General features: G+C 37.7%; 11 protein-coding genes. All 11 read left to right on the top strand.

All coding sequences use genetic code 11. From position 1 onward, the window contains the following. The first annotated feature begins 93 nt into the window (after positions 1 to 93). The 11 genes from DKM50_03075 to mutL all read left to right on the top strand — a co-directional run bounded on the left by DKM50_03075 (position 94) and on the right by mutL (position 12369). Positions 94 to 390, top strand: coding sequence for a hypothetical protein (locus DKM50_03075; GenBank protein ID PZM83100.1), 297 nt, complete (start codon positions 94 to 96; stop codon positions 388 to 390). Then, positions 387 to 977 (top strand): hypothetical protein, encoded by a 591-nt coding sequence (locus tag DKM50_03070; protein PZM83099.1) that lies wholly within the window; start codon positions 387 to 389, stop codon positions 975 to 977. The genes DKM50_03075 and DKM50_03070 overlap by 4 nt, the downstream gene beginning before the upstream one ends. A gap of 30 nt (positions 978 to 1007) precedes the next feature. After that, positions 1008 to 2051 carry an undecaprenyl/decaprenyl-phosphate alpha-N-acetylglucosaminyl 1-phosphate transferase gene (locus tag DKM50_03065; GenBank protein PZM83098.1) on the top strand — a complete coding sequence of 348 codons (1044 nt, stop codon included), beginning with the start codon at positions 1008 to 1010 and terminating at the stop codon, positions 2049 to 2051. A gap of 4 nt (positions 2052 to 2055) precedes the next feature. Continuing rightward, positions 2056 to 3306, top strand: coding sequence for a UDP-N-acetylglucosamine 1-carboxyvinyltransferase (murA, locus tag DKM50_03060; GenBank protein PZM83097.1), 1251 nt, complete (start codon positions 2056 to 2058; stop codon positions 3304 to 3306). Between the two features lie 81 nt (positions 3307 to 3387). Continuing rightward, a complete protein-coding gene (locus DKM50_03055) occupies positions 3388 to 5526 on the top strand; it encodes a hypothetical protein (protein ID PZM83096.1) in 2139 nt (712 codons plus the stop codon). 9 nt (positions 5527 to 5535) lie between these two features. Further along, positions 5536 to 6009, top strand: coding sequence for an rRNA maturation RNase YbeY (gene ybeY / locus DKM50_03050; GenBank protein ID PZM83095.1), 474 nt, complete (start codon positions 5536 to 5538; stop codon positions 6007 to 6009). Beyond that, complete coding sequence (locus DKM50_03045; GenBank protein ID PZM83094.1) at positions 6002 to 6382, top strand: diacylglycerol kinase family protein; 381 nt, start codon at positions 6002 to 6004, stop codon at positions 6380 to 6382. The genes ybeY and DKM50_03045 overlap by 8 nt, the downstream gene beginning before the upstream one ends. Before the next feature lie 147 nt (positions 6383 to 6529). Next, positions 6530 to 7861: a hemolysin gene (locus DKM50_03040; protein PZM83093.1), complete on the top strand. Its 1332-nt coding sequence runs from the start codon at positions 6530 to 6532 to the stop codon at positions 7859 to 7861. Between the two features lie 23 nt (positions 7862 to 7884). After that, positions 7885 to 9522 carry a CTP synthase gene (locus tag DKM50_03035; protein ID PZM83092.1) on the top strand — a complete coding sequence of 546 codons (1638 nt, stop codon included), beginning with the start codon at positions 7885 to 7887 and terminating at the stop codon, positions 9520 to 9522. After that, complete coding sequence (gene thiE / locus DKM50_03030; protein PZM83091.1) at positions 9522 to 10502, top strand: thiamine phosphate synthase; 981 nt, start codon at positions 9522 to 9524, stop codon at positions 10500 to 10502. Before DKM50_03035 ends, thiE begins: the two co-directional genes overlap by 1 nt. Positions 10503 to 10563: 61 nt before the next feature. After that, positions 10564 to 12369 carry a DNA mismatch repair endonuclease MutL gene (mutL, locus tag DKM50_03025; GenBank protein ID PZM83090.1) on the top strand — a complete coding sequence of 602 codons (1806 nt, stop codon included), beginning with the start codon at positions 10564 to 10566 and terminating at the stop codon, positions 12367 to 12369. The last annotated feature ends 162 nt before the right edge of the window (positions 12370 to 12531 follow it).

The following is a 12531-nucleotide window of genomic DNA, read 5'->3' as shown; positions in this document are numbered from 1 at the left end:
TTGATTTTTTTATAAAAAGAATATTTGTGGATATATAGTTCATATCCATTTATAATGAGAGTGGTATTATTAATCCGGCTATGAAGGAATTCCATGGAAAAGAAGTACTCAAGGCGAGAGTTGCAAGGCTGGGGATCAGTTAAGCACCCGATTATTAGGGAAGAGCTTGATATTGTTAAGTTCGATGTGTTGCCAGAGATTAGCGACGAGTTTTCCAATAATGTCGAGAGGTTGGTTGAGACTGTTTTAGTGGGGTTAGGATTTCCAAAGAAACAAGAATTAGATATTGAGAATAATGAGCATTTAAATATATGTGATATGTATGAAGAATTAGAGCAAGCCGGGCTTAGATATATATCATCAGTTAAGATTAATAGAAGTGGCGAATGATCAATATGAAATGGGAAGAAATTGAAAACGAAGTTTTGGATAACGTAAAAGGGTATATGGTTAAAGAATACTCGAATGTGATATTGTCAAAATTTAATTCAAAAATAATTTCGATAGTATACAATTATACCGCCCATCTTCCTAAACATGTAGTAAGCTCTGAATTCGATGATTTGGCTAATATTGCCAAAATAGAGTTTGTTGAAACAATTAAATCTTGGGATCCGCGCCTAAAATGTGATATATGGGCTTTCGCTTATACGAGAATGACGGGAGCGATGAAAGATCATTTGCGATATTTGACGAAAGCTGATCCTGGGCGTCTTTATAACTGGATAAATGATGCTGCGTATGTTTATTTGACTGTTAATAATACTGAAAATATGCAGACGAAGATTGAGAATAGTATTCAATTGTCAGATGCGATGAAGAGTCTGTCTTTTGTCGAGAGAACTATAATAAATAAACGTTATAAAAATGATAAGACGTTTAAAGAAATAGGTACTGAGATTAATTTGAGCGAGTCGCAAGTGACGAGAATATATAAAGAAGCCGTTACTAAAATGCGAAAAATTATTGGTGAATAATAATTAGTATTCTAAGCGGCTGAGATATTGATGCACTACTTTGATATATTTATTTCTGCTTTTTTTATTTCATTAATACTAACTCCTATTGTTAAAAAGTTATCGATTAAGGCTGGGTTTTTTGATATTCCTAATGAACGGAAAGTTCATTCCATGCCTATTGCCCGTCTAGGCGGAGTTGGAATATTCTGCGGGTTTATCGCCTCTTTTTTTGTCGTTCATTTTATTTATAATATTCCTCTAGAAAAAACATTAAGTAGTATAATGATCGGTAGCTTTTTTATCGTCATATTAGGTTTTTTTGACGATATAAAAGAATTGCGTGCATCGGTTAAGCTGGCTGGACAATTGTTTGTGGCAATTATTACTGCAATCAGTTTTCATGGGATAGGTTTTGGTATTCAAATTGAATTTATTTCGAATCCTTTTGGTGGCGGACTTATCCATTTGGGAGCTCTGAGTGTTCCGATTACAGTTCTATGGATAATAGGCATAATAAATGCAATGAATTTGATTGACGGATTAGATGGGTTAGCATCCGGAGTGACAGTGATCGCAGGGTTTAGTCTGTTTTTAGGTGCGTTAGTGACTGGAGAGATAACTGCGGCGTTTATTACTATTGCGATAATTGGTGCGACCCTCGGTTTTCTGAAGTATAATTATAACCCTGCTTCAATTTTCATGGGTGATACCGGCAGTATGCTTCTTGGTTATGTTCTTGCCACCGTTTCTATTATAGGAGTTTTGAAAAGTACGACGTCAATTGCGTTAGCAGTGCCAATTCTTGCAATCGGGATACCAATTTATGATACTATCTCGTCAATTATCCGGCGGTTAAAAAGAGGTCAGCCAATATTTAAAGCAGATGGACAACATATCCATCATAGATTATTATACATTGGATTTACGCATAAGCAGGTTGTGAAAATAATGTATTTTGCTAGTATCCTTTTAGGCTTTTGTTCATTAATCATGACGATGCTCAGTGGTGTTCAGAGTTTGTTAGCTCTTATATTTATATGTATAATAATAGCAATTGGAATAATTAAAATTCAAAAAGAAACGAATTACTAATTCTATGTCTACAGTAACAATAACAGGAAATAAGAGATTAACCGGAACCGTATCCGTTAGTGGTGCTAAGAATGCGGCGTTACCAATTCTAGCTGCAACGTTAATGTTGGAAGGTGAATCCGTTATTGAGAACGTTCCCAATTTAACAGATGTCACGACGGTTATTCGGTTGTTACGAGCATTAGGTGTTCGTGCAGAATACTGCAAAAATGTAGTGAAGGTCTGGAATTATAGCAAAATAAGGCATATTGCCCCTTATGAGCTCATTACCAAAATGCGTGCATCCTTTTTTGTTGCGGGACCGGTTTTGGCAAAGTCAGGATTAGCAAAGATACCTATGCCTGGTGGGTGTGCAATTGGCGCAAGGCCGATTGATATTCATTTGAAAGGTTTTGAGAAGCTTGGAGCAAAAGTAAGTCAAGAGCATGGGTTTGTTGTTCTTGAGGCGAAAAGTCTGCACGGTAATAATATTCATTTAGATTTTCCAAGTGTAGGCGCTACAGAAAATATTATGATGGCTGCTTGTTTCGCACATGGAGATACAACAATTGAAAATGCAGCTACTGAGCCGGAAGTCGTTGATCTTGCTAATTTTCTTAATTCCGCCGGCGCTAACATTACAGGAGCGGATAGTGGTACTATTTCTATTCAAGGACAGAGAACGCTAAGAGGAATTAATTATTCAATAATCCCAGACCGGATAGAAGCTGGTACGCTTATTATTGCAGCTGCTATTGCTGGTGGGGAAGTTCTTGTAGATAAGATTAATCCGGCCCATATCGATGCAATGCTCCATAAACTAAGAGAGATGGGCTTGGAAATGGAGATTAGGGAATCCGGTATACTAGTAAGATCAAATAAACAGCTTAATGCAATTGACTTGGAAACCTTGCCTTACCCTGGTTTCCCAACTGATATGCAAGCACAGTTTACCTCTTTGCTTACACTAGCAAAGGGAACCAGTGTCGTAACTGAAACTATTTTTGAGAATAGATTCATGTATATTCCTGAGCTAATCAGAATGGGTGCAAAGATAAAGGTTAAAGGGCGATCTGCTATTGTCGAAGGCGTTGAGAGCCTCTCCGGAGCCCCGGTACAATGCTCGGATCTGCGGGCTGGCGCAGCTTTGTGGCTGGCTGGGTTGGCGGCAAAGGGCAATACGGTTATCTATGGTAATGGCCATGTATATCGCGGCTACGAACTGTTTCAAGAGAAATTGAATAATCTCGGTGCCAGCATCGAAAAAGTTTTATAATAACAATTGTTTTAATGAATAGAAGTTGTGTCTCTGCTAACTGGGATAAGACAAATAACAGGGGGTAGTTAGAGGTAGTAAATGGCTGAGAAAAAAGGCACGGATATAAAAAGTATAATTACTAAGCTAAAGAAATTTTATAGTGGAAAAAATATCATTCTTCTTGGAATTTGGTTCATCTCTTGGTTTTTCCTGTCACTGATCTTAATATCTCCTTATATTTCAAAAGGGTTAAATCTCAAAGTTGGCGAAAGAAGTAATGTCCAGGTAGTGAGTCCTCAATATTTTGAGATACAAACCAGGGCTAATAAAAAAGAAACAGAGCAGTTGAGAGAATTAAAGGCGAGCCAGGTAAAAGATGTTTATTCTATTAATCAAGAAGTTAATCAGGATGTAAATCTCAATGTCACAAATTTTTTTAAAGCCCTCCGTGAATATCGGATAGATGAAAAAAAACTAATTAAACCAGTATTAAATGCTAGTTTGACAAAGAGTTATTTTAGCCGGTTATCTAAATCTAATGATCAGCAATTCGAGGTTATCTCCGATACCGTTAATAGAATAATCGATAAGATCACGAATCGTGGTGTTTCTGACATCAATGATGAGGAAATCCAGATAATTATTTCAAATGAATTGAAAAAAAATCAGAGCTTGCGTGCATACAAAGAAGTCTTGACTGATTTAGTGAAGAACTTTTTAATTCCAAACATATTTTATGATGAACAGAAGACGAATGAGTTAAAGAAGGTTGCAAGGAATTCTATTTCTCCGATTGTTACTGCATATAGAAAAGGTGAACCTATTCTATATGCCGGGGACATCGTTAATCAGGATCATTATAATGTTTTAAAATATTTAGGGTATGTAGGCGTTTCAGCAAATTACAATAAAATATTCAGTTTATCTATGCTGGTATTCATGTTGTTATTTTTGATTGAGAGATTTCTTTATTTTTTTAAAAAAACTATTGCTGCTGAAGTTAAATATGTTTTATTGATTAATTTGTTTTTAGTAGGCTGTCTCTTTTCTGCCAAATTGGTATCCCTTATTCCAAGTTTTAATTTGAAGTTTTTGATTTCCTTTAATCCAATTCCCGAACCGCAGTTTGTGTCATTTATGGCCTTGTTTATCATGCTGTTAGTAGTTCTGGTTAATAGGGAAGTTGCATTGTTTGTTGGCTTCATCGCTTCTCTTTTGGTCGGCGTGGTATTCGCTTCAGTTTCAGTTGCAATTTATAATTCCATTATTGCCGCCTTTGCAGTTTTTAATGTGTCAAATGTCTATGAAAGAAAGAATCTGACGAAAGCTGGCTTTAATGTCGGGGTAATTTCGATATTAGCCACATTAGTCCTTTATGAAAATCATAATCCTCAAAACATTTTCTTTACTTTATTAGGTGGGTTTCTTGTAAGTACAGTATCGGCAATTATTACCATCGGTATTATTCCTTATTTTGAAAGCATTTTTGGTATTTCAACCTCTATGCTGTATATTGAACTTAGCAACCCGAATCATCCATTGCTGCGCAGGCTCATGATGGAAGCCCCTGGTACCTATCATCACTCAACCGTTGTTGCTTCTCTTGCTGAGTCAGCCACGGAGGCTATCGGAGGTAATTATTTACTCGCAAGAGTTGGAAGTTATTATCATGATATCGGCAAACTAAAAAGGCCTTATTTTTTTGTTGAAAATCAAATTCACGATGAAAATCCACACCAGAAATTGTCTCCAAGACTTAGCGCTATTATTATATTGTCCCACACGAAAGATGGTGCAGAGGTTGCCAAAGAGTATCATTTACCGGTAGATATTATAAATATTATTGAACGCCATCATGGAGATAGTCTCGTTTATTATTTTTATCAGAAATATATTCAAAAAGAAAATGTAGAAGTTGTTTCTGAAGAGCAATTTCGTTATAGCGGACCGAAACCTCAGAGCAAAGAAGCTGCAATAATAATGTTGGCAGATACGATCGAAGCTGCTGTTCGAAGCATGGATAAGCCAAGTCCTCCGAAGATTGAAGGCATGGTAAAGAAGCTAATTAAAGAAAAAATTGATGACGGACAACTTAATGTATCTGCCTTAAGCTTATCTGAGATAGAAAAAATTAAAAACTCTATTATCAAGACCTTGATTGGTATATATCATTCCCGTATAGATTATTCTCCGGAGAAAATTGTTCAGGAGCTAGAAGGCAAAAAAAAGGATGATTAGCAGCGGAATATGACAAAAGTAATTATTAATTATGAAAAATCTAGGGACTACAAATTAATTGCTAAGGATGATCTCATTGATGGGATGAAAAAAAAAGATTTCGAGAAACTCTTAAGAGCGATAACTCGGTTCCTTATGAAGAAAAATAACTGTAATGAAACAGAAGTAAATATAGTTTTTTGTGATAATGAATATATTAAACAGCTAAATTCCAGGTATAGAGACAAAAATGAGCCAACAGATGTTTTGTCGTTTTCTTTTGATGACCGTGAATTTCTTGGAGAGGTCTACCTGTCATTAGAGTATATTGCCGAGCACGATAAGATGATTGGCAAAGACTATGTTCAGGAAATTGGTTTTTTGCTGATTCACGGATTATTACATCTTTTAGGGTATACTCATTATGATGAAGAAAATTCAATAAAAATGAAAGATCAGGAGCAGTATTATTATAAAGAATTTGAGAGATTATATAATGCGTAAGAGATCTGTAAGAATTCTAGATAGTTTTGGGTATGCGATTAGAGGTTTGTATTACGCGTTCCGTTCCCAGCGGCATATGAAGGTACATGTAACGGTCGCTACCGCTATTGTTTTCGCAGGGTTTAATTGCGAAATAACAAAAATCGAATGGTTGCTTCTAGTGTTAGCAATATCAGGCGTTATGGTGACGGAGTTAATCAATACGTCTATTGAATTAAGCATTGATCTTGTAACCAAGAAACTAAGACCGCGGGCAATGCTTGCAAAAGACGTAGCAGCAGGTGCTGTGTTTTTATCTGCAATTGCCGCAGTTATAATTGGCATTATCATTTTTGGGGACAAGTTTCTGGAGATGATAGCAACGTTGACATAGCAGTATAATAAAAATTCCCTTTTTGAACAGATAACTGGATGTTTAAAATCGAAAGTATATATCTGTTGTAAAAATGATATAATAATCATGATGATAATTCATATCATTATACTTTTTGAAATTAGCTAATAACTTAATTATTAAGGAGTGAACCATATTTTGGAACTTTTTGGACACTATATATTCTACTTATGGATTATAGTATTGGTATTGTTGGTCATATTATCTGCTTTTTTTTCTGGTGCCGAAACTGCAATAACCGCGGTAAATAAATATAAAATAAGAAACTTAAGCGAGAAAAAAAATAAAAATGCCAGAATCCTCCATGGCTTGTTAGAAAGGCCTGGAAGAGTTATTACAACACTGCTTATCGGGAGCAATATTGCTAATATATCTGCGTCTGCATTAGCAACTGCGATTGGTATCACGTATTTGTCCGGCTATTTCGATATCGCTTTGATTACGTCTGTTGTAACCGTGTTGATGACAATTATCATAATTATTTTTGGTGAAATTATCCCGAAAAATGCTGCAATTACTCATTCTGAAAAAGTTTCTTTGCTGCTCGCTCCTGTTGTCAGTGTTGTTCTGAAGTTAATGGGGCCGATTTCTTCGCTATTAAGCAATATCTCTAGATTACTTATCAGGCTTTTTGGCGGGCCGCTTCCTGAAAAGGGGTCGTTATTAACCACGGAAGAACTGCAAATGATGCTCAAGGTTTCTGAAGAAGAGGGTATTATCGAAGAAGAAGAAAAAGAAATGATCCAGGGGATTTTTGAATTGAGTAATATAATCGTGAGAGAAATAATGACTCCACGTATTGATATGGCTTGTGTGGAGATTAATGCTACGATAGCGGATGTTATTGATATTGCTTTTGCGTCTGGTCATTCTCGAATTCCGGTTTATGAAGAGGTTATTGATAATGTCAAAGGAATTATTTATATAAAGGATTTACTTAAAGTCACTAATGAAGAAAAAAAATCAGGAATAAAGAAATACCTTCGGGAAGCTTATTATGTGCCTGAAACGAAAAAAGTCGATGAGCTATTGACTAAAATGAGAATTGCCAAGAATCATATTGCAATTGTCGTAGATGAGTATGGTGGTACGTCAGGCGTGGTATCTATCGAGGACATTCTTGAGGAAATTGTTGGCGATATCCAAGATGAATACGACGAAGAAGAACCCCCAATGGTAAAAAAAATTGATGAACATCTTTATCTTTTTTCTGCGAAGGTTAGTATTTGGGAAATTGATGAGTTGTTGGAAGTTTCAATTCCTGAAGGGGAAGATTATGATACGTTAGGCGGGTTTCTTTGCGATGTGGTGGGGGAGATCCCTCATAAAGATCGTATTATTGAGTGGGAAAACTTGACATTCAAGGTGGTTGAAGCAAGTAAACAGCAGATTTTGCTTGTTCAAGTGCAAGTCCATCCACTGAATGAACAATCAGATGAAAACGAGCCGAGAGAATAAAAGAAATAAGAAAGGTTATTTAGATGAGTGAATATGGTAAGACGAAATACATATTTGTAACAGGTGGTGTAGTATCTTCTCTTGGAAAAGGGATAACCGCTGCTTCACTTGGCAGGCTTCTAAAAAATAGAGGAGTTAGCGTTTCCATAGTGAAATTTGACCCTTATATCAATGTTGACCCGGGTACCATGAGCCCTTATCAGCATGGAGAAGTTTTTGTTACTGAAGATGGGGCTGAAACAGATCTTGATCTAGGCCATTATGAGAGATTTATTGATGTTAACCATACTAAAAGTAATAATGTAACCGCTGGGATGATCTACGCTTCAGTTATTGCCAAAGAGCGACGCGGAGATTATTTAGGCGGGACTGTCCAGGTTATTCCCCATATTACAAATGAAATCAAAGAACGCATAAAAAGAGCGACGAAGGACCGCCATTTTGATGTTGTTATCATTGAAATCGGCGGGACTGTGGGTGATATTGAAGGTCTTCCTTTTCTTGAGGCTATAAGGCAGTTTCGAAAAGAGATTGGCCGAAACAATGCAATTAATATCCATGTTACGCTAGTTCCTTATCTCAATTCATCAGGTGAGTTTAAGACTAAGCCAACTCAGCATAGTGTAAAAGAATTGCGTAGTATCGGGATACAGCCTGACATTATTGTATGTAGGACTGAACGTCCGATGGAAGATGACCTTAAAGAAAAAATCTCATTGTTTTGCGATGTTGAAAGGGAAGCTGTGATTGAGATGGCGGATGTCCCTTCAATTTACGAAGTGCCTATCATGCTTGAAAAAGAAATGCTCGATGACATTGTTATTAAATATCTAGGATTAAAGGCTAAATCAAGGAATTTGGTTGAATGGAAGAAAATGATTAGTAAGATGAAAGCTTGTCAGGATGTTGTGAATATTGCAATAGTTGGCAAGTATGTCGAGCTGTCAGATGCCTATATATCGGTAGTCGAGTCACTTCGGCATGCTGGAATTGATTGCGAACACAAAATATTTATTAAATGGATAAATTCAGAAAATGCAGAGACACAGGGTATTGAACATGAGCTGTCCGATGTCCATGGTATCGTTGTTCCTGGAGGCTTTGGTTCTAGAGGTGTCGAAGGAAAGCTGATGGCAATAAAGTATGCCCGGGAAAACAATGTTCCTTATCTAGGATTATGCCTTGGTATGCAGTGTGCAGTAATTGAATTTGCCAGGAATGTACTTGACCTTAAAGATGCACATAGTACCGAATTCGCCCCTAATTCCGCTTATCCGGTTATCGATCTTCTACCAGAACAGAAGGATGTCGTTGACCTGGGCGGAACGATGCGGTTAGGCGTATATGCCTGCAAAGTGAAAGACAAGACTATATTGAGAACTGCATATCAGTCAGAAGTTATTTACGAGCGCCACAGGCATCGTTATGAGTTTAATAATCATTATAGAAAAGTATTTGAAGAAGCCGGGATGGTTTTTTCCGGACTTTCGCCTGATGATCGATTAGTTGAAGTTGTTGAAATACCAGCGCATCCTTTTTTTATTGCTACCCAGTATCATCCTGAGTTTAAGTCGCGACCGAACAATCCTCATCCGTTATTTCGGGCATTTGTGAAAGCAGCTATTGTTTATTCTGGAGAACAAGGAAAATTGTTTGAATAATGAATGAAAACTTTTTGCGGCTAATCGACGTTAATATTAATCGAGCTTCTGAAGGGTTGAGGGTAGTAGAAGAGATAATTCGCCATATTGACGGGAATAAAGAATTATTTTCATTGATTAGGGATGTTCGACATAAAGTCAATAATCTGTCCAATAATTATCCAGATAAGATCTACACAAGAAAATCTCAAAGCGATCCTGGTCGTGCATCTTCTGTCCCAATGCGAAAAGATGTGAGAGATCTCGTCCATGCCAACCTAAAGCGAGCGCAGGAAGCGTTGAGAGTCTTGGAAGAAGTGTGTCTCGAAAAAGAATACTGCACCGAACTTCGGTTTGCCGTTTATGAAATGGAAAAAGATATCGTAAGCCTATTTGTGGCAAAGTACGATCTTCATTGTATGAAGCTTTACGTTATCTCCAGTGACGCGGATGTGCTTCTAAAGGCATGTCAGGAAGGTGTGAGTATCATACAATTAAGAGATAAGATATCGAATACCCAAGAGATTATTACCAAAGCAAGAAAGATTAAAGACGGCTTGAGTCTGGTTTCCCAGAAAGTAATCTTTATTATTAATGATAGACCAGATATCGCGAAGATAATTGACGCGGATGGTGTTCACATCGGGCAAGAAGACATGTCAGTTCAAGAAGCCCGTGAGATCGTTGGGCCTACGAAAATAGTAGGAAAATCGACTCACAGTATTGACCAGGCAAAAGCTGCCCAAGCGGAAGGCGCAGATTATATCGGGGTCGGGCCATTATGGGCGACACCTACAAAGGCCGGTAGGGCTGCCGTTGGGCTTGAGTTTTTAGAAGCAGTTGTTCAGTCAATAACTATTCCCTTTGTTGCAATTGGCGGGATAAATAATGAAAATATTGCTTCCGTTCTCAACGCTGGCGCCAGAAATGTTGCAATCGTCAGAGCCACTGGTCAAGTTCCCGTCCTGTTAGAAAAAATCAATGAAGTCTTTCGCAGATAACATATACTTTTCCTTATTAATATGATAATCATTTTCATAATGAGAAATGTAGAACGGAGAAATGTTTTTTATGGAAAACCGTAAAATTAAAATTCTTGATAAAATCGTTGCTGATCAGATTGCTGCCGGAGAAGTGGTTTCACGTCCTGCTTCAGTCGTGAAAGAGTTGGTCGAAAATTCTATCGATGCCGGAGCTACAAAGATCGATGTTGATGTCATCGCCGGTGGAATTATTTCCCTCACTGTTTCCGATGATGGCGAAGGTATCGCTCCTGATGATATCCCTTTAGCGTTGCTTCGCCATGCAACGAGTAAGCTTTCTGATATAGGCGATTTAGATAAACTGTATACTTTGGGCTTTCGAGGCGAGGCACTCGCGAGTATTTCCAGTGTTGCCCGGGTGAAGATTACTTCTCAGCAACGTAATATAGCCGGGCAATCTGCTTATACTTTGGAAAGTAATGGCGGTATTGTTTCTGATTTGAAGAAAGCCGGCAGAGCACCTGGGACTACCATTGAGGTTTCCGATTTGTTTTATAATGTGCCAGCCCGGAGAAAATTCCTTAAAAGGGAAATTACGGAGTTTGGTCACATAGCTGATATTGTTGAGAAGCTAATTTTTTCTTTCCCTGAAATCAAGTTTTCTTTGTCACATAATGGGAAGAAAGTCTATAATTCTCCAGGGAATGGAAGCCTATTGGATGCGTTATCCTCAGTGTATCCAAAAGACTTGGTTAAAAAATTGGTTAAAATTGATTATGGAATACAGAAGATCACCTTGCTAGGCTATATAAGTTCCCCGCTTTATACCGTTTCAGATAAATCGAAGCAGGTGTTCTTTGTTAATAGACGGCATATTTATAACGCCACACTTTCGAAGGCGATGGAAGAGGGCTACCGGAATATCCTTGAAAAAGATAGATCGCCCGTAGGCGTTATATTTATAACGCTAGATCCCAAAGATGTTGACGTGAATGTCCATCCTTCCAAACGAGAAGTAAAGTTTGCTGATAATACCGAAATTTATAGTATTATCAAGGCTGCTGTCTCAAGTTTGTTGCATTCTGTCGTTACAGAGTGTCCTTCCTCCGACAATTACCAACCCATGGTTCAATCATTAGGTAATCAGGGAGTTCAGATCCCTCGGGCATCTGTACCTAGTCTAATGATCGAGCGACCCAGTGACAGTGCTGAAAACTTGTTTGCTTTTAATAAACTGAGCTCTCCGGGTAGCACCGTAGCTTCTAGACCAGCAGAGATTCAGCATGCCATGCAGGCATTATCGCCTATCGAAACATTGAAAAAAGGAACAATTGTTCAGATATTCAATACCTACCTTATCGAAGAAAAGGATGGCAATATGACCATGTATGATCAACATGCCCTTCATGAACGGATCCTTTTCGAGCAACTGCTCAAAAAGGACCGGGAGATATCTTCCCAAAAATTACTCGTCCCGGAAATGGTCTTTCTGAGCAAATCAGAATTAGCCCTGCTTGAAGAATACCTTGTTTTTTTCAAAGATTCAGGCTTCGAAATAGAGTTTTTTGGACAGGATTGCATTCTTATTCGAGCAGTCCCAACCTTCTTAACAAACAAGAATTATCTCGAATTGTTTTCTCAAATTATCACCGATATTCTTACAATAAGAAACTCTGAAGCAATAGAGAAAATAACGGAGAGTGTACTGAAGATAGTTGCTTGCCGGAGTGCGATTAAGGCCGGTGACAGCTTGTCTGATGTAATGATTCAATCTCTATTCCGTGAAGCGGCAAAGACCCCGAATATTGATACCTGTCCGCATGGAAGACCAACTCATGTAGAGTTTTCCCCGCACGATCTGGAAAAAATGTTTCACCGTACCTGATTTTTAGCCTTTAATATTATCTTGGCGTGTTATTAATTAAAAAGCGATTAGCTACAACAATAACAACGATCCTAAATAATATATATTGACATGGCATTAGCGAAACGGCATAATGTTTGCGAATGTCGTAGTCTGGAAAACAACTTGTTTCATGATATTCAA

The organism is Candidatus Margulisiibacteriota bacterium, from assembly GCA_003242895.1.
Lineage (GTDB): Bacteria > Margulisbacteria > Riflemargulisbacteria > GWF2-39-127 > GWF2-39-127 > GWF2-39-127.
The sequence above is the reverse complement of the archived record's forward strand: the minus strand, read 5'-3'. Positions and strand labels throughout refer to the sequence as shown.

Coding starts and splice junctions, on each gene's coding strand:
- DKM50_03075 (PZM83100.1), top strand. CDS start 94: ATGGAAAAGAAGTACTCAAGGCGAGAGTTGCAAGGCTGGGGATCAGTT.
- DKM50_03070 (PZM83099.1), top strand. CDS start 387: ATGATCAATATGAAATGGGAAGAAATTGAAAACGAAGTTTTGGATAAC.
- DKM50_03065 (PZM83098.1), top strand. CDS start 1,008: ATGCACTACTTTGATATATTTATTTCTGCTTTTTTTATTTCATTAATA.
- murA (PZM83097.1), top strand. CDS start 2,056: ATGTCTACAGTAACAATAACAGGAAATAAGAGATTAACCGGAACCGTA.
- DKM50_03055 (PZM83096.1), top strand. CDS start 3,388: ATGGCTGAGAAAAAAGGCACGGATATAAAAAGTATAATTACTAAGCTA.
- ybeY (PZM83095.1), top strand. CDS start 5,536: ATGACAAAAGTAATTATTAATTATGAAAAATCTAGGGACTACAAATTA.
- DKM50_03045 (PZM83094.1), top strand. CDS start 6,002: ATGCGTAAGAGATCTGTAAGAATTCTAGATAGTTTTGGGTATGCGATT.
- DKM50_03035 (PZM83092.1), top strand. CDS start 7,885: ATGAGTGAATATGGTAAGACGAAATACATATTTGTAACAGGTGGTGTA.
- thiE (PZM83091.1), top strand. CDS start 9,522: ATGAATGAAAACTTTTTGCGGCTAATCGACGTTAATATTAATCGAGCT.
- mutL (PZM83090.1), top strand. CDS start 10,564: ATGTTTTTTATGGAAAACCGTAAAATTAAAATTCTTGATAAAATCGTT.